Genomic DNA, 20154 nt, shown 5'->3' on the forward strand with positions numbered 1-20154 from the left:
TGGTCCATCTACTCCGGTTGAATGCCCGCCTGTCGAATCTGCAAGCCCCAGGCGTCGTACTGGGACTGCACGAACTCCTGCAAGGGTGCGCCGACCGCCAGGTCCGGCTCCATGCCCATGGCGCGTAGCCGCTCCTGGACTGCGGAATCGCGCATCGTCGCCGTCAATTGTTCGGTCCACCAGCGCGCGGCCTCGGGCGAAAGGCCCGCAGGACCTGCGACGCCGATCCAGCCGGTCAGATCCAGGCTGCCCATGCCCAGTTCCCGGGCCGTGGGCACTGATGGCAGGATGGTCGAGCGTTTGCTGGAAACGAGAGCGACAGCATTCAGATTCCTCGCGTGGATCTGCGGCAGGACGGCTCCCAAATCTGCCGCCACGAAATCGATGCGTCCACCCAGCAGGTCCGTCACGGCTGCCGGCTGGCCCTTGTAGGGCACGCCCAACACTTCGACGCCCGCGGCGCGGCTGAACGCGGCCGCGACCACCTGGCCCGTGCCCGAACCATAGCCGCTCGTGACGGCATTCGGTTTTACCTTTGCTGCCGCTATCAACTGCTCGGCGTCACCATGCTGGCCCGCCGCGCGCGTGACGATCACCACGTCGAAGCGGACCACACGTCCCACCTGGGTGAAATCCTTGATGGCGTCGTAGCGCTGGAATGCCTTGGACAGGTATGGCCCGGATGAACTGGTGGCGCTGGAACTCGGCATCATGGTGTAGCCGTCGGGTGCGGATCGCGCCACGGCATCGACGCCAAGCACGCCGAGTGCGCCCGGTTTGTTCTCGACGATGATTTGGGCGCCGCTGCGGGCGCGTATATCGTCCACCACGACGCGCGAGACATTGTCGATGGTGCTGCCGGCAGGAAAGCCCACCACAAAGCGGATTGGCTTGTCGGCGTGCGGGTAGCTGGCGTGATCGCCAGCAGCTGCCGCCAGCGATGGCAGGCACGCCGCGATGGCGATGAGGGCTGATTGAATTGTTTTTTTCATGGTTGTCTCCTCGTGCGTGGGACGTGGCGTCAGGGCATCCCGCTGGCCCGGGCCTCGGCCAGGATCTCGGCGGTGTGCTCGCCCAGCCCCGGCGGATGCCGCCGGATTTCCCCCGGCGTGCGGCTGAACCGGACGGGCAGCCCCGCCTGGATCAAGGGGCCTTCAGTGGGATGTTCCGACTCATGCCAGAAGCCGGTCGCCCGCAGGTGCGGATCGGTCAGCAGCTCGTCGAAGCCGTTGACTGGCGCGAAGGGAATGTCGGCCGTTGCCAGCAATTCCATCCATTGCGTCGTAGTGCGTTCGGCCAATACGGTCTCGACGTAGCGATACAGCTCGGGAAAATGCTGGCTGCGGCTGTTGAGCGTGAGGTAGCGCGGGTCTTGCGCCATGTCCGGATGCCCAGCCAGCGCGAAGAAGCGCTGCCACTGCGGCGTGGTGTAGGGCACCACGCTCATGTAGCCATCGCGTGTGCGAAATGGGCGGCGGTATTCGTTCAGCAGGCGCGCGTAGCCTGCTGGCCCTTGCGGCGGCACGAAGGTCAACCCGGCCAGGTGCTCCGGCGCCAGGAAGGCCACCATGCATTCAAACATGGGTACTTCGACGGCCTGGCCGCCTGCGCCGCGTTCGCGCGCGAGCAAGGCGCTGGTCACTGCGTTGGCTACATACAGGGCCACGACTTTATCGGCGACCACGGAGTTGACATAGCGAGGAGCGCTGGCGCCCGCGCCGCCCTGGAGCCAGGCCATGCCGGAGGCGGCCTGGATGGTGTCGTCGATGGCCGGGCGTCCCGCATAAGGCCCAAGTTCCGAATAGCCGTAGCAGGCGCAATAGACCAGGTTGGGAAATTTTGCTTCAAGCGTTGCGTAATCGAGACCCAGGCGACGCATCGCGGGGGCGCGCATGTTCGAGATGAACACGTCTGCGCCGCTGATCAACGAGTCCAGTTGAGCGCGGCCTTCGGTGGTCTTCGCGTCGATCACCGCACTGCGCTTGTTGCGGTTCAGGTTCAGGTGAGTGTGACTCATGGCGGCGTGGCGCTGTGGCGTCACGTGCCGGAACACGTCGCCCTCCGCGGACTCCACCTTGATGACGTCGGCGCCCATGTCTCCCAGCATTTGTGTGGCCATCGGCCCCATTCCTACGCTGGTCATGTCGATGATGCGTATGCCGTGCAGCGGTCCAGACATATTCAGGCCTCCCTTAGCAGCCGGCGTGCCAAACGCAGGTGCGGCCAGTCGATCATCTTGCCGTCCAATCGCAAGGCGCCCGCACCCGGATGGGCATCGAACGCGGCGATGACGGCCTGGGCCCACTGCCGCTTGCTGTCGTCGGGGGTCAGTTGCGCGTTGACGGATTCCACATGGCGCGGGTGGATCGCCATTTTGCTGACGAACCCGTCACGGAACGCTTCGCCGGCCTCGCTGGCAAGCACGTCGGGCGCATCCAGGTTGATGCAGACCGTATCGACGGCGCGAACGCCGGCGGCGGCGGCGGCCATCAGACATAGCGAGCGCGCCAGGCGGAAAGGTTCGGTGTAGCGGCCTGCGCTGCGGTTTTGCAGCGCGCCGACGTCGGCGGCCAGGTCTTCCGCGCCCCAGGAAAGTCCCCACAACCGGGGAGTGGCGTCGCGATAGTCATGCAAGCCGAAGAGGGACTGCGCAGTTTCGGTGACGATGGCCAGAATACGGGTGGAGCCTGGCGCGGCGCCGGCTGCCGTCTCGAACGCATCGAGGTAGTGAGAGAGTTGCAGCAGATCTGCACGGCCCGCGCACTTGGGCAGAACGATGCCGTGCGGGGCGGCTGGCATGACGGCCGCCAGGTCGGCCAAGGCATTACCGCTGTCCAGCGCATTGATCCGGACCCAGAGCGGCTTGTCCGCGGCTCCGCGTTCAAGCATCGTACGGACCTGCGTCCGTGCCGCGGCTTTTTGATCGGGGGAGACGGAGTCTTCCAGATCCAGGATCAAGGCGTCGGCGGCGCTGCTTGTCGCGTGATCGAATTTTCGTGCGGCGTCGCCGGGCACGAACAATAGGGAACGAATCATGGCGGCGATCCTAGACGGGGCGTTTACGCATCAGGGCCGACCGCTTGCAGATGGCGACCACATCGTCGCGATGATTCAGCGCGGTGTGTTCGAATTCGACGATGCCCGCGTCGGGGCGTGATTTGCTTTCGCGCATCGTCAGCACGCGGGTACGCACGTGCAAGGTGTCTCCCGCGAAGACCGGCTTGGGGAACACCACGTCGCTCATGCCCAGGTTTGCCACTGTCGTGCCCAACGTGGTGTCGTTCACGGTCATGCCGATCATCAGACCCAGCGTGAACAAGCTGTTGACCAGAGGCTTGCCGAACTCCGTCTGGGCGGCGAAATGCGCGTCCAGATGCAGCGGCTGCACGTTCATGGTGAGTGAACTGAACAGCACGTTGTCCATCTCGGTCAGGGTGCGGGTCCAGGCGTGATCAAACGCCTGTCCGGGCGAAAACTGTTCGTAGTAAAGGCCTGCCATCTTCCTTCCTTAAAGAGGGACAACGCCGCGCGGGGAGCCCGGGTTCCGAGCATCCGCAGTCGGCTGGATTTCTATTGCGTTCTTACTCGTGAACAAAAGTTTATATACATGAACCAAAACGAGCAATGAAGTTTTGCTTGGCGTAAACCCGCAGCCGCTTGCCACCGGGGGAGGACGCAGCAGCACGCCGCCCGCCCGCGCGGACGGCGGGCAGGAATGAGTTTGGGAAAGGGAAAAGGCCGTGGAGGCCAGGGAAGGGCGGCGCCGACAGCCGGCGCGCCGGGTGGGACTATCTGGCCGCCGCCGGGGCGTCGATGCGTTGCGCTAGTTCACGGCTGGCGGTAAGCAGTGTCCGGCCAATGGTGTCGGCCAGCGCCGCCGACCGGTCCAGCGGGGCACCGACGACCAGCGCCAGCGCGGCGCCATGCAGCACCAGCGGCGCGGCGACCGACAGGGTGTCGGCCTGATGCTCTGCCAGGTTCACGTGCCAGCCACGGGTGGCTTCGGTTTCCACCAGCTTGAGCAGTTGATCGCGGGTTTTGATGGTCCGGTCGGTGTAACGGTCCAGTGCCAGGCGCGATACCAGCAATTCGCGTTCGGCGGGCGCCATGGCGCCCAGCAGCGCGCGGCCCGAGGCGGAGGCATGTAGCGGTTTGAGCTGGCCGACCCTGGCGGTGAACCGCACGATACGATCGGGTTCGGCAACGTCCAGGTACACGGCATGGTCGCCTGACCGCTGCGCCAGGATTAGCGTTTCGCCCAGTTCGTCGCGCAGCGCTTCCAGCGTGGGCCGGATGCGGGTGGTCAGTTGGTCATGTTCGGCGACGGTGCGGGCCTCGTTCAGCCAGCGCCGCGTGAGGTAATAGCGCCCGGCTGCCTGATGCGCGTAGCCGTCGCTTTCAAGCGTGTCCAGCAGGGCCAGACAGCTCGATTTGGGAATGCCGAGCCCGGCCGAGATCTGCGACAGAGTGGCCGGAGCTCGCGTATTCGCGAAGAATTGCAGGATGTCCAGCACACGTCTGGCGCTTTTTACGTCGTTCGTACTCATGCACGGCAATATATATTCATGAATGGGCAGCGGCAACCGCCGCCCGCCCATTAGTCCGCGTACACGCCCACGTTCCGGATGACGCCGCCCCATTTGTCGACCTCGGATTGCAGCCAGGTTTGCAGTCCTTCAGGCGTCTGCTTGGATTCGGGCACGATCTCGGCGCCCAGCTCTGCCATCTTCTGCGAGAAGGCCGGGTCCTTCAAGGCCGCGCGCAACGCCGCGTTGAACTTCGCAATCGCTTCGGGCGGCGTGCCCTTGGGCGCATAGACGCCGTGCCACACCTTGACTTCAAATCCCTTCAAGCCGCCTTCCTGCAAGGTCGGCGCATCCGGCAGGGCCTTGATGCGATCCAGTGTCGTGACGCCGTATAGCTTCACGCGCTCGCCCTTGATCTGGGGGATGGTCTGCGTGGTCTGGTCGCACAACACGTCAACCTGGCCACCCAACAGCGCCGTCATCGCCGGGGCCGTGCCAGCGTAAGGCACGGTTGTGAACTGCACACCCAGCGACTCTTGCAGCAGCATCCCGCACAGCTGCGACACCGCGCCCAACCCGGCGTTGGCCAGGTTGACCTTGTTGCCGTTCTCCTTGGCGTACTTGATGAAGCCCGCCATGCCGTCGGCCGGCAGATCCTTGCGGCCCAGCAACGTCATGGGCACGTCCGCCACCTGGCCGACATAGGCGAAGTCCGTCAGCGGGTTGAACGACAACTTGCGATACAGCGCGGGCGCAGTGGCCATGCCGTTGTGGTGGATCAGGAAGGTATAGCCGTCGGGCGCGGCGCGCGCCACATGCTGGGATGCCAACGTGCCGCCCGCGCCCGTGCGGTTCTCGATGATGATGCTCTGGCCCAGCGTCTTGGCCATGGAGGCGCCCAGGCTGCGCGCCACCACGTCCGTCGGGCCGCCTGCCGCAAAGGGCACGACCAGTGAAATGGGGTGGTTCGGATACGCACCTTGTGCGCTGGCGGAACCCCAGGCAAGGCAGGACAGGGCCAGCATGGGCCAGGCAGCCCGCGTTGCCGCGCGCGCGAAAAAGGGGGGCATGTCTCGCTCCTTATGGTTTTCTCGCTGCCCTGTTTGGAGGGCAGGCAGACACCAGTGTGGCGCGTACGCCTCAGGATGAGAATTTGCGGTTTTACAAGCCGGGCTTCGGCAGGCGGAAAGGAGGGTTTACGCGGTAAACGCTTGACTAAGCGGGATTGCGGGAATCTCTGGCAGGTCTAGTCCACTGCACGGGAGGGCGACTTCTCGTATGCGGTCATGGAAGTACTGATGGAATATCTTCCAATCTTCATATTGGCATGAGGCCACTTGGTAAGTACATAGCCTTCCAACCAATCCACAGATCCAGTCAGCGCACTGCAACGTTTGAAACAGATGGCTTTCGCCTTGGATTGGAGGCTCGATCAGCATTCTGCAACGGTCGGCCGCAACCTCAAACATTGCCAATGTGCAGGCTTCTACGTTTGCTTCGCGCCAGACATTGCCGGCCTGCTGTTCGTCGAGCAGCAACATGAAAGTGGCCCGTCGCGCTACGCAGAATTGATCCACGCGCCGGAGAATTTGCAGTAGTTGCTGTTTGAAGACCTCTGCCGGCTGATGAGCGTCCGCGTCAGATGTCTTTTGCTCGCCGCCATAGATTACGTAGCCCCCGACCCGCTTTATCTGGTTGAGCAGCCGGCCTGTTGCTGTACGCAAAGTCCGATACTTCGCCACGTTATGTACGGTGTAGAGCTGCGCTCCCTTTTTTTCCCATTGGTAGGCAGGCTTGGATTGTTGTTCAAGCTCGAATCTCAATAGATGGCACTTCAGCTTGTAGAAGTAGATCGCAAATTCGCGTACGGCATATACCGGCAAGACAAGCCCGCCGAAACCAAATACCGGGCTCGTCTTGTGTTGTTGATGGTGACGGGAGATGAAGGGGCCGATGTGGCCGAACTCGTCCAGATAGACGACGTAATGCATAGCGGAACCCTCTGCCGAACACGCATCGTGTACGTGATTCAAGGCAGTGTAGGCGCCGTGAAAGGCCGACCTTCTTTCAGTGAACAGAAATGTCCCGCATTGAATAATGCGCGGATGAACAGTCTTTGCGCAAAGACACGAAAGCCCGCTGCAATTGCTTGCGCGGGCCTCGGAAGGTGGGCACATGACTGGCATATGCGTTGGTGCAACCTTAGGCTATTCGTGGACTGCGTGGCAAGTGGCAAGATCCATGAAACGCAAAGATATGGGCGGCAAATCCCGTTTATCAGACTGAGTTCGTTCGATGTGCGGGCGGAAACCCAGGTGGATCGGGCCTAACTCGCCTGATCCTTGCCCGGGTCTTCGGCCAGCACTTGGGGCGTTGGATAGCTGGGCTGTGGTGCGTTCACGGGCTCGATGCGCAGCGGTTGATGGACGCGGCTGGGCGGCACCAGCGAGCCGGGGTCGTCGGGGTTGGTCCACAGCGGGTCCGGGATTTCGGCGAAGACCTGGCGCAGGCGTTCGCCCCAGGTGCCACGGATCATGCGGAAGTACTCGTTGTTCTCATCGATGCTGGCGAAGTGCGTGACGCGCAGCGCATTCGTGTCGTAGACCAGCAGGTCCAGCGGCAAGCCCACTGAGATGTTCGAGCGCAGCGTGGAATCCATCGAGATCAGCGCGCACTTGGCCGCCTCGTCCAGCGAAGTGTCGGGGCGCAGCACGCGGTCCAGGATGGGCTTGCCGTATTTGGCTTCGCCGATCTGGAAATAGGGGCATTCCTGGCTGGCCTCGATGAAATTGCCCGCCGAATACACCTGGAACAAGCGGCAGTGTTCCCCGCCGATCTGTCCCCCGAAAATCATGCTGACGTTGAAGTCGACGCCCTGTTCGTGCAGGGCAGGGGCTTCGCGCTGATAGACCTCGCGTACCGCCGCGCCAACGCAGCGGGTGGCCTCGAACAGGTCGGGCGCGTTCCAGATGGTGGCGCCGCCTTCGTCGTGCTGGCGGGTCAGCGCATGCAGCACGGCCTGGCTGACGGCCAGGTTGCCAGATGTCATCAGGACCATGATGCGCTCGCCCGGGCGCTCGAAGACGGTCATCTTTCGGAAGATGCTGATCTGGTCGACGCCCGCGTTGGTGCGGGAGTCGGATAAGAAGACGAGGCCGGCGTCGAGGCGGGCTGCTACGCAGTAGGTCATGATCGAAAAATGGGAAAAACCACGCCGCATTGTATTGCGGCGCGGTTGCGGTGGTTACTGCTGCCCGGCTGTCTGGACCTGTACGCTGATTTCCATGGATTCCTCGCCGCCGCCGCTACGCACGCCGCGTACCGGGGACGCCGAGTCATAGTCGCGCGCCACGGCCAGCCGGCAATGGCTGTCTGAGGCGAACTGGCGGTTGGTGATGTCGACGCTGGTCCAGCCGGTGGCGGCCAGCCAGACGTCGGCCCAGGCGTGGCTGGCCGAGTGTTCGGTGGTGGTATAGACGTAACCGCTGACGTAGCGGGCGGGTACGCCCAAGCCGCGCACGCAGGCCAGGAACAGATGGGCGTGGTCCTGGCAGACGCCGTGGCCCATGGCCAGCACCTGGTTCGCCGCCGTGGTGACGTCGGTGGTGCCCGGCTCGTAGGCAACCCGGTCGCTGATGGCGTTGGCCAAGGCCAGGATGTCGTCCGGCGTGGTCAGGCCGTTGGGCAAAACTTCGCGCACGAAGGCCATGATCGTATCGTCGGCTTGCGTCAACGGGGTCTGCACGCAATAGGCGTGCACGGGCAGGCGGCTGTCTTCCCCGCCCAGCACGCCGCGCGCGAGCGGCGCGACCTGCACTTGCCCCACCACGCGCAATTCGATGTCGGTATGCGGATGATTCAAGGTCAAGGTGTGCGTGATGTTGCCGTAGGCGTCCACCTGCTTTTCCAGCGCGCCCGGCGCTTCGATGTGCCAGCGCAGCACGCGCTGGTGTTCGTCGTCGCGTGGCGTCAGGCGCAGGGTCTGGATGCTGTAGGTGACCGGCGCGGTATAGCGGTAATGCGTGACGTGCGTGATGATCTGTCTCATTGCTGTCTCCGTGTTATGCCGACAGCGGGACCAGGAAGTCCTGGCTGATCCGGTTGCCCAGGTCATTGATGCGGTCCAGGAAATGGTCCAGGTATTGATGCAGGCCACTATCCAGGATGTCTTCGACGCGGCCGTATTGCAGTTCGGCGCACAGCATGCCGACGCGCCTTTCGGTTTCGGTGGAGCGCTGGTTGGAGACGCGCGCCAGGTCGTCGGCCACCGCCCGCATCGATGCCAGCAGCGACCGCGGCATGTCGCCGTGCAGGATCAGCAGTTCGACGACGCGGTCGGGCGTGATGACGTCGCGGTACACCTTGCGATAGATCTCAAGCCCCGACACCGAACTCAGCAGCGCGGACCAACGATAGAACTCGCTTTGCAGCGCGGCGGCGCCCGATGGTTCGGCGCGCATTTCCTGCACGCCGTTGCTGCCGCGTTCGTGGAACTTCACGTCCAGCATGCGCGCGGTGTTGTCGGCCCGTTCCAGATGCATGCCGATGCGCAGGAAGTACAGCGCCTCGTCCTCCAGCATGGTGCCGATGGTGACCCCGCGGGCCAGATGCGAGCGGAACTTGACCCATTCGAAGAATTCGCCCGGGTTGCGCTCCAGCAGGCCGGTGTGCAGGTGCTTGAGCAGCTCAAGCCAGGTGGTGTTGTAGGTTTCCCAGACTTCGGTCGTCAGGCTGCCCCGCACGGCGCGCGCGTTTTCGCGGGCGGCGCGCATGCACGAATAGATGGACGACGGGTTTTCGGGATCGCGCACCATGTATTGCAGAACGTCGTTGGGCGAGATGGAGGCGTACTTGCTTTGGTACAGGCCTTGCAGTTCGGAAATGCGCAACACGCCCAGCCACGAGCCTTCGCGCGTCTGCGCATCCTGCGGCAGCAACGACATTTGCAGGTTCACGTCCAGCATGCGCGCGGTGTTTTCCGCGCGTTCGATATAGCGACACATCCAGAACAGGTTGTCGGCGGTTCGGCTCAGCATGTTCAGTCCTCCAGAACCCAGGTGTCTTTGGTGCCGCCGCCCTGGCTGCTGTTGACCACCAGCGAGCCTTCGGTCAGCGCCACGCGGCACAGGCCGCCGGGCACGGTACGGATATCCTTGCCGCACAACACATAGGGGCGCAAGTCCACGTGCCGTGGCGCGACGCCCGATTCCACATAGGTGGGAATGGTGGACAGCGCCAGCGTGGGCTGCGCGATGTAGTTGGCGGGGTTGGCGCGCACGCGCTCCTTGAAGGCGTCGACTTCGGCGCGGGTGGAAGAAGGCCCCACGAGCATGCCGTAGCCGCCCGCGCCGTGTACCTCCTTGACCACCAGGTCCTGCATGTTGGCCAGCACGTGGGACAGCTCGTCCGGCCTGCCGCAACGCCAGGTCGGCACGTTGGACAGGATGGGTTCTTCGCTGAGATAGAACCGGATCATGTCCGGCACGTATAGGTAGGTGGACTTGTCGTCGGCGATGCCGGTGCCAATCGCGTTGGCGAGCGTGACGCGGCCAGCGCGGTACACCGACAGCAGGCCGGGTACGCCCAGGGCCGAATCGGCGCGAAACGACAAGGGGTCCAGGAAGTCGTCGTCCAGCCGGCGGTAGATCACGTCGACCTTGCGCGGGCCTTGCGTGGTGCGCATGTAGACGGTGTTCTGTTCCACGAACAGATCCTGTCCCTCGACCAGCTCCACGCCCATTTGCTGGGCCAGGAAGGCATGTTCAAAGTAGGCCGAGTTATACATGCCGGGCGTCAGCACCACCACGGTGGGGTCGTCGCCGCCGTGCGGCGCGACTTCGCGCAGGTTGTCCAGCAGCAGGTCGGGATAGTGCGCCACCGGTTCGACCTTGATGCGGCTGAACGCATCTGGAATCAGCCGCATCGACATCTTGCGGTTCTCAAGCATGTAGGACACGCCTGACGGGACGCGCAGATTGTCTTCCAGCACGTAGAACTCGCCCGCGCCCGCGCGCACGATGTCCACCCCGGCGATATGGCAGTAGATGTCTTCCGCCACGTCCACATCCTGCATTTCGGGGCGGTACTGGGCGTTCAGGAAGACTTGCTCGGCCGGCACGATGCCGGCGCGCACGATGTCGTGACCGTGATAGATGTCATGGATGAACATGTTCAGCGCACGCACGCGCTGCTTCAGGCCGGCTTCCAGGTGGCGCCATTCGTCGGCGGGGATGATCCGGGGGATCAGGTCGAAGGGAATCAGGCGTTCGGTGCCTGCGGCGTCGCCGGCAACCGAAAAAGTGATGCCGACACGGCGGAAACTCAGGTCGGCCTCGAGCCGTCGCGCGGCCATGGCTTCGGCCGATTGCTCTTGGTGCCAGCGCTCGAAAGTCTGGTATTGGGAGCGTATGCCGCTTGCGCCTTCGCGCATTTCGTCAAAAGCGGTTGGACGGGATGATCTGTCCTTCATGGCTCCTCCGTTGCTGGGTGCTTACGGCCGGCCTGTGGACGGCCTTTTTGCACACGGTCATTACCCGGCCGATACGTGGCCGGTCCCCTACAACAAGCAACCCGCGTGCCAGCTTTTCGGGCAAGCGGGAGACCCTGGGCACAATATCCTCCCAAGGATGAAGAAACGCCATCCCCACCATGCGCTACCCACGCGGATGGGAAGGACTGCACCGTTTTGGTGCAATCTGCCGGGCCTATCTGGTGCGTCAGTTCATTCGGTACGTGTGGAGCGTGGTGCCGCCCGTCGTGCCTTGGTCCAGCGGCGCATGGGGCACCCAGCCGTCCTGGGTCAGCACGGCGTCCAGCGGAAAGTCGTGCGTGGCCGGTTCATAGTCGGCATCCAGTTCGCCGCAGCTCCAGGCGATGCCGATCGCAATGAACGGGTGGCCCTGCTCGCGCAGCGCCGCCAAGGTGCGGTCGTAATAGCCGCCGCCGTAGCCCAGGCGGTCGCCTTGTTCCGTGAAGCCCAGGGTGGGCACCAGGATCACGTCGGGCAGCACTTCGGCGCCGGCCACGGGTTCCTGGATGCCATAGGGGCCGGCGCGCAGCTCGGCGTCGGGCGTCCAGGGCAGGAAGGCCAGCGGGGCGTTTCGCTCCCGCACGACAGGCAGCGCCACGGCGACACCGTTTTCCACCCATTGGGACAGCAGCGGGCGCAAGTCGGGTTCGTCCGCCATGGGCCAAAACGCCGCCACGGTGGCGGGCGCAGGACGGCCAGCGCGGGCCGCGTCGTCACGCGCCACATTCAACCAGGTAAACAGCCGGGCGCGCATCAGCAAACCGCCACGGCTGCGCTGGTCTTCGGGCAATTCGGCACGCAGTTTCCGCAATCGCGCGCGGTGCTGGACTGCGGTATCCTCTGGAGTATTTTGCGTAGTCATGCAGTGGCTGTGATGGGGGTGGACAATGAAGGCGAACAGGCTGGAATCAGGCATGCGGGTAATCAGCATGCTGACGTGCGGCAAGGCCGGTGTATGACGGCACGTATGACGAAAAACCTCACGGCAAGCGTTACGGCAAGCTACGCGACAAGCATCACGGCACGCATGATGGGAACGAGGGACGCGGCATGACACAGACTCTGCAATCCCCACGGTATCAGAAAACCGGCTTGAAATCCCTGCGCGGCGCCACTTCGCCGGACCCCCGTTCCGGTCTGCGCCGCTGGATGCCGCTGCTGGCGCTGTTTACCGCCGCCTGTGCTCCGGTGGACGCGCAACAGCGTAGCGCCGCCGTCAATACGCAGCCGCAGCCTGCCGTCCAGGCGGCGCAACCCGTCATTTCGGTGCCGCCTGCCGTGCTGGCTGGCCTGCCGCCTACCGCCGATACCCCCGCGTTGGCTGCCGTCGTGGCGGCGCGCGAAGCCATGAACCGCAAGCAGTGGTCGATCCTGGGTGCGCTGGTGCCGCAGGCCAAGGCCGATACGCTCGGCATGTATCCCGAATATTGGCTGCTGCGCTATCAACTCTGGACGCCGCCCGCCACCGGCCGGCCCACCGCCGATCTGCAACGGTTCATCAGCAGCAACGGCGACGCCTACCTGGCCGACCGCCTGCGCGGCGACTGGCTGTTGGCCGCCGCCCGCAGCGGCGACTTTGAAACCGTGCGCAAACTGGCGCCCGTGAAGAACAGCAACGCCCAGATCGACTGCGCAGTCCTGGATGCCAGGCACATGACGGGCCAGCGTGCCACCGCGGAACAGGCCAAGGCCGCGTTCGCGCCGGGCGGCGCCTGCTGGGCGCTGTACGACCAACTGGTGGCGGACAGCATCCTGGGGTGGGAGCAGCTGGAGCCGCAATTGCGCGACGCCATCGAGGCCAACAAGACCACGGATGCGCGCAAGTTCGTGCAGTACATGTTCGAGGCGCGTGACCTGAAAACGTACGACGCCCTCATGAAAGACCCGATGAAGTGGCTGACGCGCCAAGACCGCATGCCGGTGGGGCGCAATGAAAAAGAACTGGTGACCATCGCGCTGGCCCGCCTGGCGCGTTCGGACATCGGCGTCGCCGATTCCTATCTACGCCGCGAATGGGCCAAGTCCATGTCGAAGGCCAACTTGGCCTGGGTACGAGGCCAGTATGCATTGGTGGCCGCGCTGAACCTGGATAGCCGCGCCGACGACTGGTATCACGAAGCCGGCCACATCCGCATGACGGACTACAACGCTGGCTGGAAGGTGCGGGCCGCGTTGCGGCAGTCGAAGATCGATTGGAAGTGGGTCATCGAATCCATCGATGAGATGCCGCCTGCCCAGCGTTCGGACCCGTCGTGGGTGTACTGGAAAGCGCGCGGCCTGGCCGCGACTGGCCGCAAGGACCAGGCCAACGCCATGTACGCCAGCATCGCCGACCGCTTCGATTTCTATGGTCAGCTGTCCGCTGAAGAGCTGGGCCGCCGCATCAACGTACCGCCGCGTCCCACGCCCATCAGTGACCGCGAGATCGCCGAGGCGCGCGCCAATCCCGGCTTGCAGCGCGCCGTGCAGCTGTTCCGCCTGGGCTGGCGTGCCGAAGCCGTGCCTGAATGGAACTACACCTTACGCGGCATGAGCGATCGTCAACTGATCGCCGCCGCTGAACTGGCTCGCGCCGAGAACATCTACGACCGGGTCGTCAACACATCCGACCGCACGGAAAAGGAATTCGATTTCAGCCAGCGCTTCATTGCGCCGTTTGAAGGCCGCGTCACGGCAAAGGCCAACGCCATCGCGCTGGATCCGGCCTGGGTCTACGGCCTGATCCGCCAGGAATCGCGCTTCATCATGGATGCACGTTCGCACGTGGGAGCCTCCGGCCTGATGCAGCTGATGCCGGCCACCGCGAAATGGGTGGCGGGCAAGATCGGCATGACCGATTTCACCCCGGCCAGCGTCAATGACTTCGACACCAACACCGTGCTTGGCACCAACTATCTGAACATGGTGCTGCGTGATCTGGACGGGTCGCAAATGCTGGCCAGCGCCGGTTACAACGCGGGCCCGCGGCGGCCGCACAATTGGCGCTCGACGTTCACGCACCCTGTCGAAGGCGCCATCTTCGCCGAAACCATTCCGTTCAACGAAACGCGCACCTACGTGAAGAACGTGATGTCCAATGCGGTCTACTACGCGGCAATGTTCAGCGGCCAGTCCCAGTCCCTGAAGGAACGCCTGGGCAACATCGTGCCGTTGGGCGCGGAAAGCACAGCGATTCCATGACCCGGGATCCGGCCATCGACGGATTGCAGGTCTATATCGTGGGCGGGGCAGTGCGCGACGCGCTGCTCGGTCTGCCGCCAGGTGACCACGACTGGGTCGTGGTTGGCGCCACGCCGGAAGACATGGTCCGCCGCGGATTCATTCCGGTTGGCGGCGATTTCCCGGTGTTCCTGCACCCGCGCACCAAAGAGGAATACGCGCTGGCGCGCACCGAACGCAAGTCCGGCCGCGGCTACAAGGGGTTCACGTTCTATACCGGCGCCGACGTGACGCTGGAAGAAGACCTGCGCCGCCGCGACCTGACCGTCAACGCCATTGCGCAGACGCTGGACGGCCGGCGGATCGACCCCCTGGGGGGCGAGGCTGACGTGCGTGCGCGCGTCTTTCGTCATGTGGGCGACGCCTTCGAGGAAGACCCGGTGCGCATCTTGCGGCTGGGCCGTTTCGCGGCGCGTTTTGACGATTTCACCGTGGCGCCCGAAACGCTGGCGTTGTGCCGGCGCATGGTGGACGCCGGCGAGGCCGATGCCTTGGTGGCCGAGCGGGTCTGGAAGGAATTGTCGCGCGGCCTGATGGCAAAGAAGCCGTCGCGCATGCTGGACGTGCTGCGCGAGTCCGGGGCGTTGGCCCGGGTGATGCCCGAGTTGCAAGGCGTCGAAGAAACGGGTGCCGACGTGGACCGGGCGGCGGCATTGCCGCAGCCGCTGTCGCTGCCAGGACGCTATGCCTTGTTGTGCCGGCTGACGCCCGAACGTGACGCATTGGGCCGGCGCATGCGGGTGCCAACAGAATGCAATGACTACGCGCGCCTGTTGCCCGAGGTGCTGGCGGGGCTGAACGCCACGGCAGCCAGCAGCGATCCAGCCCAGGCGCAATTGGCGCTGATGGAACGTGCCGATGCGTTGCGCAAGCCAGAGCGGTTTTTCGATCTACTGAAAACGGCGGCAGTCTTGCAAGCGGTCGACATGGCCGCCTGGCAATCGCAGGTAGATGCCGTGCGCGGCGTGGATGCAGGGGCGATCGCCAAGGCCTGCGCGGGCGATCCGGCCCGCATCAAGGACAGCGTGCGCCAAGCGCGCCTGGATCGCTTGCGGGCGAGCTGAAAAAGGCGGTCGATCCAATCGGCTTGCCGCCCCGCCACGCAAGCGCGCTACAGCTTGCCCAGCCGATCCCCGCGTGAGAACCCGGCCAGCGGTTCCGTCATGCCCCGGCCCACGGCCAGTACCTTGAACAGTTCGCCCATTTCGGCTTCAGACAGCAGCTTCTGAACCGGCGCCACGGCTTGCGCATACTGTTGCGCGTCCGACGGATCCAGTTGTGCCAGCAAGTCCATCAGGCCGGCGTTCATCAGGAAGCGAGCCTGCGATGTATAGCCCAGCACTTGCAGTCCGGCTTCCAAGGCCGCGTCGGCCATGGCGGTGAAGTCCACGTGCGCGGTAATGTCCTGCAAGCCCGGCGCGGTGAAGGGATCACCATGCGCGTGGTGCCGCAAATGACACATGAGCGTGCCGCCCGCGCGCTGCGGATGGTAGTACTCGCTGCGCGGAAAGCCATAGTCCACCAGCAGCGCCGCGCCGCGTTCCAGCCAGGCGCCCATCGCCGCAATCCAGGCTTCGCCCTGTAGATTGATCTCGGACACGTAGCCGGGCAGCGCCGGCATGCGCGCCGCGACGGCCGATGCCAGCGCGGGCGGGGCGGGACGGTCTTCCCAGACGAAGCCCTGGTCCGCGTCCAGTGCCACGCCGCGTTCTTGCACGGCGCCAGCGGCGTCCCAGGAAAACAGGGAAACGGGCATCGCGTCCAGCACTTCGTTGGCCAGCACGCAGCCGGCAAATGAATGGGGCAGCGCGTCCAGCCATTGCACGCGGCTGCCGAACGGCGCCAGTCGCTCAGCCTGGCGTGCGCGCAGGTCCGCGGAGACTTCCAGGATCAGGTATTGCGTCTGGTCCAGGCCCAGCGCATCCAGTTCGCGCAGCACGCCTTCGGCCAGGGCGCCGGTGCCTGCGCCGAATTCCAGCACGGCCTGCGTCTGCGTCTGGCGCAGCACTTGCGCCACCTGGCGGGCCAGGGTGCGCGCAAATAGCGGCGTCAGTTGTGGTGCGGTGACAAAGTCGCCGGCGGGCGTCTTGGCGCCGTCATCCGCATCAGCCAATTTGATGTTGCCCGCCGCGTAATAGCCCAGTCCCGGCGCATACAGCGCTTCCGCCATCCAATGATCAAACGGCAACCAGCCGCCATTGGCCAGGATCGCAGCGCGCAGATGCGCGGCGGCGGCATCGCTGTGTTCCTGGGCGGTGGGGGAAAGCGGGGGAAGATTGGCGGGAGCAGGGCGTTGCATGGTCGAGGAAGGCATAGGATCAATCCGTCATTTTCCCAAAAAACAAACCCCGCGACAGGCGCGGGGTTTGCATGGGGGTCAAGCTGGCGGATTAGCCGCGGCGATCAGCCGGCTTGGCAAAGCGCTTGGCGGGGCCGCCGGGGCGCTTGTCGAACGAGGGCTTGGCACGGAAGCCGCCTTCGGGACGATCGCCGCCGCGGAAGCCACCTTCGCGCTGCGGACGGTCGCCGAAGCTGGGGCGATCGCCGAAGCTCGGGCGGGCATCACGGTCGCCGCCGCGGAAACCGCCTTCACGGGGAGCGCGCTCGCTGAACGGACGGGCATCACGTTGGGGGCGGTCAGCGTTGAAGCTGGGACGCGAATCACGGTCGCCGCCACGGAAGCCGCCTTCACGCGGGGGGCGGTCGCCGAAGGGACGATTGCCCTGGTAGCCGCCTTCGCGCTGGGGACGATCGCCAAAGCTGGGACGGTCGCCGAACGAACGCTGGGGACGATCACCGAACGGGCGATTGCCTTGGTAACCGCCTTCGCGCGGAGCGCCGTCGCGGTTGCCCTGGTAGCCACCTTCACGCGGCTTGAATTCGCCACGGGGAGCGCCGCCTTCACGGGGGCCGCCGAACGAACGGTTTTCGCGGTTGCCTTGGTAGCCGCCGCCTTCATGGCGCGAACCACCGAAACCACCGGGGCGCTTGCCGAAAGGCTTGCCGCCACGCGGGGCGCCGCTGCCACCAGCCGACGGACGCGGGGTGCGCTTGGGTTCCAGACCGGCGATCACTTCAGGCGTAATCGATTGGCCGATGTAGTGCTCGATACGGCGAACCTTGTGGCGCTCGGAGTGCGTAGCCAGCGTGAACGCCAGGCCGCTGCGGCCGGCGCGGCCGGTACGGCCGATACGGTGCACGTAGTCTTCGGCTTGCATCGGCAGGTCGAAGTTGACGGCGTGGCTGATGCCTTGCACGTCGATGCCACGGGCAGCCACGTCGGTGGCAACCAGGATACGCAGCTGGCCGCGTTGCAGTTGCGACAGCGTGCGGGTGCGTTGGCGCTGGTTCATGTCGCCGTGCAGGGCAGCGGCGGCAAAACCCTGGTCGGCCAGGCGGTCGGCCAGATCATCGGCGCCGCGCTTGGTCGACGTGAAGACAATGGCTTGGTCCAGCTTGGCGTCACGCAGCACGTGATCCAGCAATTGCATCTTGTGGCTGGCATCGTCCGCGTACAGCAGGCTTTGCGTGATGTTGGTGTGCTTTTCCTTGGCGCCGGCCAATTCGATACGCTGCGGGTCGCGCATCATTTTCGCAGCCAGCCTGGCGATCGTGCCGTCCAGCGTGGCCGAGAACAGCAGCGTTTGGCGATCTTCCGGCAGGCGGCCGACGATGGTCTCGATATCTTCGATGAAGCCCATGTCCAGCATGCGGTCGGCTTCGTCCAGCACCAGCGTGTGCACGGTGTTCAGCTTGACGCGGCCCGATTGCAGGTGATCGATCAGGCGGCCGGGGGTGGCGACCAGGACGTCCACGCGGCGCGACAGCGCCTTCAGTTGGGCGCCGTAGGGCATGCCGCCGACGACGGTGGCCGTACGCAGGTCAGCCAGCTTGCGGCCATACGTTTCGGTTGCTTCGGTGACTTGCAGAGCCAGTTCGCGGGTCGGGGTCAAGACCAGCACTTGCACGCCGACGCCCTTGTTGGCGGGCATCTGGGCAATGCGGTGCAGGGCCGGCAGCATGAAGGCGGCGGTCTTGCCGCTGCCCGTCTGCGAGGACACCATCAGGTCGTGACCAGCCAGCGCTTGCGGAATGGCAGCAGCTTGGACGGGGGTGGGGGTGCTGAAGCCAGCTTCTTGAACGGCCGACAACAGAGCGGGTGCGAGACCCAGGTTTTCGAAAGACATTACTTTCCCTTGCCGCAATCAATGCGACGCAGTGCTTGGTCGGGCCAGGGGATTAGGCGGCCGGATCCAGGCGACGGTTGATGGAGCATCGTGCCGACCGAATCAACCGTGCGCATGGCGCGTTCTCGTATACAGACTGGAACGCAGGGCGAAAGGAAAGGAGGTCAGGAATCGATGATAGTTCGGCATGGGGCCGGGGCGTAGGCTGCCCGGCAGACTGCAAAAAATTCCGCTAAATCAAGGCGGTAAATGCCGAACTCTTTTTGTGCAGTGCGGCGATCATAACCCGAATTCGCCTTGCAGGGGAATTATTTTTTTGTCCAGTGCCCAATCAATAGGGTTTTTCCCTTGGTTCGCCAGCCAGTCATTGGTCGTGCGGAAATGGCCGCAGCCCAGAAATGGCACGGGCGGCCTCCTCGCGGAAAGCGGGGAGGGATGATTGGACATCAGGATGAGATGGTCACTGTTGCTGGGAAGCAACATTCGCTTGGCCTGCGCATGGGCGCCCCAAAGCATGAAGACCTTGGGCGACGGGTCCAGCGCCACTCGTGAAATCAGTGCATCGGTCACGGTTTCCCATCCACGCTTGGCGTGGGACGCGGGTTGGCCGTCCTCCACCGTCAGCGCGGTATTCAGCAACAGCACGCCCTGATCGGCCCAGGGGCTCAGGTCGTTGCCTGTCGGCACGGGCGTTCCCGGAAATTCCTGCGCGATCTCATTGAAGATGTTGCGCAGGCTGGGCGGACGCTTGCAGTCGTCGGGCACGGAAAACGCCAGGCCCTGGGCCTGGCCGGGGCCGTGATACGGATCTTGGCCCAGGATCACCACGCGCACGTCCGATGGGGCCAAGCCATGCAGGGCCCGGAATGGGGTGGCCGGATAGACCACCGCACCTTCGGCGAGGCGTTTTTCCACGTGCGCGGTGACGGCGGCCAGCGCGTCGGCGACGGCTTGCGGCGCAAACGCGGCGGCCCAGGCGTCGGGAAGTTGCGCCGTCTGGGTGGCCAGCGCGTTGGGGATAAGGCGGTTATCGATCGGCATGGGCGCGATTTTGGCATAGCGCGCGTGCTGCGTGCCCGAGTGTCGTGGCGCGCGTGGCCCTGTCCGAGGACGGATACTATTTACGAATTGAGAATCATTGTTAATATTGCCGGCTTCATGCCTTAGCCGCGTTTGCCGCCATGTCCCGTCCTCCCAGCAACCTGAAGGGTTGGCTTGCCCATTACGGCGAGTTGGTGGGCGCGTGGGCCAAGCGCAATTCAAGGCCCTGCGATGCCGAGGACGCCGCGCAGGATGTGATGGCCGGTCTGCTGACCGGCGGCAACAGCGGTGTGCTGAATGGCAAGTCGTATCTATACCGGGCAGCGCAAAACCGGCTGATCAGTGAGATCCGGCGGCAGACCCGGCAGGATGAGGTCGCCCTGGAGGCCTGGGCGGTGGATGACCCCGCGCAGTGGCACGACCCCGAATCCAGCGTGCGCGCCCGCCAGTTGGCCGACGCGCTGGAACGGGCCTTGGCCAGCTTGCCCCTCAAGAAGCGGCAAGCCTACGTCTGGTGTCGGCTTGAAGGCTATTCGCAGCCTGAAGTCGCCGCGCGGATGGGTCTGGCGCTGAATACGGTCGAGCGCTATATCATGGACGCCACGCGAGAAGTCCGCGACCAGCTGCAACACTTCTGCCCGGATTGATCCGC

The 20154-nt window shown here is 64.5% G+C and carries 18 protein-coding genes; 3 read left to right on the forward strand and 15 right to left on the reverse strand.

All coding sequences use genetic code 11. The annotated features are described in order from the left end of the window. Window positions 1-8: 8 nt before the first annotated feature. The 12 genes from HV753_RS23730 to HV753_RS23785 form a co-directional block, all read right to left on the reverse strand. Window positions 9-992 carry a Bug family tripartite tricarboxylate transporter substrate binding protein gene (locus HV753_RS23730; protein ID WP_175177039.1) on the reverse strand — a complete coding sequence of 328 codons (984 nt, stop codon included), beginning with the start codon at window positions 990-992 and terminating at the stop codon, window positions 9-11. A 29-nt stretch (window positions 993-1021) separates the two neighbouring features. Continuing rightward, the gene (locus tag HV753_RS23735; protein ID WP_175177040.1) at window positions 1022-2179 is read right to left on the reverse strand and encodes a CaiB/BaiF CoA transferase family protein; all 1158 of its coding nucleotides are present in this window, start codon (window positions 2177-2179) and stop codon (window positions 1022-1024) included. Window positions 2180-2181: 2 nt separating this feature from the next. Beyond that, window positions 2182-3036, reverse strand: coding sequence for an HpcH/HpaI aldolase/citrate lyase family protein (locus tag HV753_RS23740; protein WP_175177041.1), 855 nt, complete (start codon window positions 3034-3036; stop codon window positions 2182-2184). Window positions 3037-3046: 10 nt separating this feature from the next. Continuing rightward, window positions 3047-3499 carry a MaoC family dehydratase gene (locus tag HV753_RS23745; protein ID WP_175177042.1) on the reverse strand — a complete coding sequence of 151 codons (453 nt, stop codon included), beginning with the start codon at window positions 3497-3499 and terminating at the stop codon, window positions 3047-3049. 289 nt (window positions 3500-3788) lie between these two features. After that, window positions 3789-4547 (reverse strand): IclR family transcriptional regulator, encoded by a 759-nt coding sequence (locus tag HV753_RS23750; protein ID WP_175177043.1) that lies wholly within the window; start codon window positions 4545-4547, stop codon window positions 3789-3791. A 50-nt stretch (window positions 4548-4597) separates the two neighbouring features. Then, window positions 4598-5596: a tripartite tricarboxylate transporter substrate-binding protein gene (locus tag HV753_RS23755; RefSeq protein WP_175177044.1), complete on the reverse strand. Its 999-nt coding sequence runs from the start codon at window positions 5594-5596 to the stop codon at window positions 4598-4600. A 126-nt stretch (window positions 5597-5722) separates the two neighbouring features. After that, window positions 5723-6517 carry a DUF3800 domain-containing protein gene (locus HV753_RS23760; protein WP_175177045.1) on the reverse strand — a complete coding sequence of 265 codons (795 nt, stop codon included), beginning with the start codon at window positions 6515-6517 and terminating at the stop codon, window positions 5723-5725. A 335-nt stretch (window positions 6518-6852) separates the two neighbouring features. Then, window positions 6853-7716: a proteasome-type protease gene (locus tag HV753_RS23765; protein ID WP_175177046.1), complete on the reverse strand. Its 864-nt coding sequence runs from the start codon at window positions 7714-7716 to the stop codon at window positions 6853-6855. A gap of 54 nt (window positions 7717-7770) precedes the next feature. Beyond that, window positions 7771-8574 carry a transglutaminase family protein gene (locus HV753_RS23770; RefSeq protein WP_175177047.1) on the reverse strand — a complete coding sequence of 268 codons (804 nt, stop codon included), beginning with the start codon at window positions 8572-8574 and terminating at the stop codon, window positions 7771-7773. Window positions 8575-8587: 13 nt separating this feature from the next. After that, window positions 8588-9562 (reverse strand): alpha-E domain-containing protein, encoded by a 975-nt coding sequence (locus HV753_RS23775; RefSeq protein WP_175177048.1) that lies wholly within the window; start codon window positions 9560-9562, stop codon window positions 8588-8590. A gap of 2 nt (window positions 9563-9564) precedes the next feature. Beyond that, window positions 9565-10995: a circularly permuted type 2 ATP-grasp protein gene (locus tag HV753_RS23780; RefSeq protein ID WP_175177049.1), complete on the reverse strand. Its 1431-nt coding sequence runs from the start codon at window positions 10993-10995 to the stop codon at window positions 9565-9567. Window positions 10996-11242: 247 nt separating this feature from the next. Next, on the reverse strand, window positions 11243-11917 hold the full coding sequence (locus HV753_RS23785; protein ID WP_175177050.1) for a 5-formyltetrahydrofolate cyclo-ligase: 675 nt from the start codon (window positions 11915-11917) through the stop codon (window positions 11243-11245). Between the two features lie 188 nt (window positions 11918-12105). Here HV753_RS23785 and HV753_RS23790 point away from each other — a divergent pair, with 188 nt between their 5' ends. Continuing rightward, window positions 12106-14235, forward strand: coding sequence for a lytic transglycosylase domain-containing protein (locus tag HV753_RS23790; protein ID WP_175177051.1), 2130 nt, complete (start codon window positions 12106-12108; stop codon window positions 14233-14235). Then, window positions 14232-15338, forward strand: a complete 1107-nt coding sequence (locus tag HV753_RS23795) for a tRNA nucleotidyltransferase/poly(A) polymerase-related protein (RefSeq protein ID WP_175177052.1) — start codon at window positions 14232-14234, stop codon at window positions 15336-15338. The genes HV753_RS23790 and HV753_RS23795 overlap by 4 nt, the downstream gene beginning before the upstream one ends. A gap of 47 nt (window positions 15339-15385) precedes the next feature. On the opposite strand, the gene HV753_RS23800 is transcribed toward HV753_RS23795, so the two are convergent. From HV753_RS23800 to HV753_RS23810, 3 genes are all read right to left on the reverse strand, one after another. Next, complete coding sequence (locus tag HV753_RS23800; protein ID WP_175177254.1) at window positions 15386-16573, reverse strand: class I SAM-dependent methyltransferase; 1188 nt, start codon at window positions 16571-16573, stop codon at window positions 15386-15388. A 91-nt stretch (window positions 16574-16664) separates the two neighbouring features. Beyond that, on the reverse strand, window positions 16665-18461 hold the full coding sequence (locus HV753_RS23805) for a DEAD/DEAH box helicase (RefSeq protein ID WP_175177053.1): 1797 nt from the start codon (window positions 18459-18461) through the stop codon (window positions 16665-16667). Window positions 18462-18740: 279 nt separating this feature from the next. Continuing rightward, a complete protein-coding gene (locus tag HV753_RS23810; protein WP_175177054.1) occupies window positions 18741-19502 on the reverse strand; it encodes a uracil-DNA glycosylase in 762 nt (253 codons plus the stop codon). A 140-nt stretch (window positions 19503-19642) separates the two neighbouring features. Here HV753_RS23810 and HV753_RS23815 point away from each other — a divergent pair, with 140 nt between their 5' ends. Continuing rightward, window positions 19643-20149 carry an RNA polymerase sigma factor gene (locus HV753_RS23815; protein ID WP_175177055.1) on the forward strand — a complete coding sequence of 169 codons (507 nt, stop codon included), beginning with the start codon at window positions 19643-19645 and terminating at the stop codon, window positions 20147-20149. Window positions 20150-20154 lie beyond the last annotated feature (5 nt).

This window comes from Achromobacter pestifer, assembly GCF_902859625.1.
Lineage (GTDB): Bacteria > Pseudomonadota > Gammaproteobacteria > Burkholderiales > Burkholderiaceae_B > Achromobacter > Achromobacter pestifer.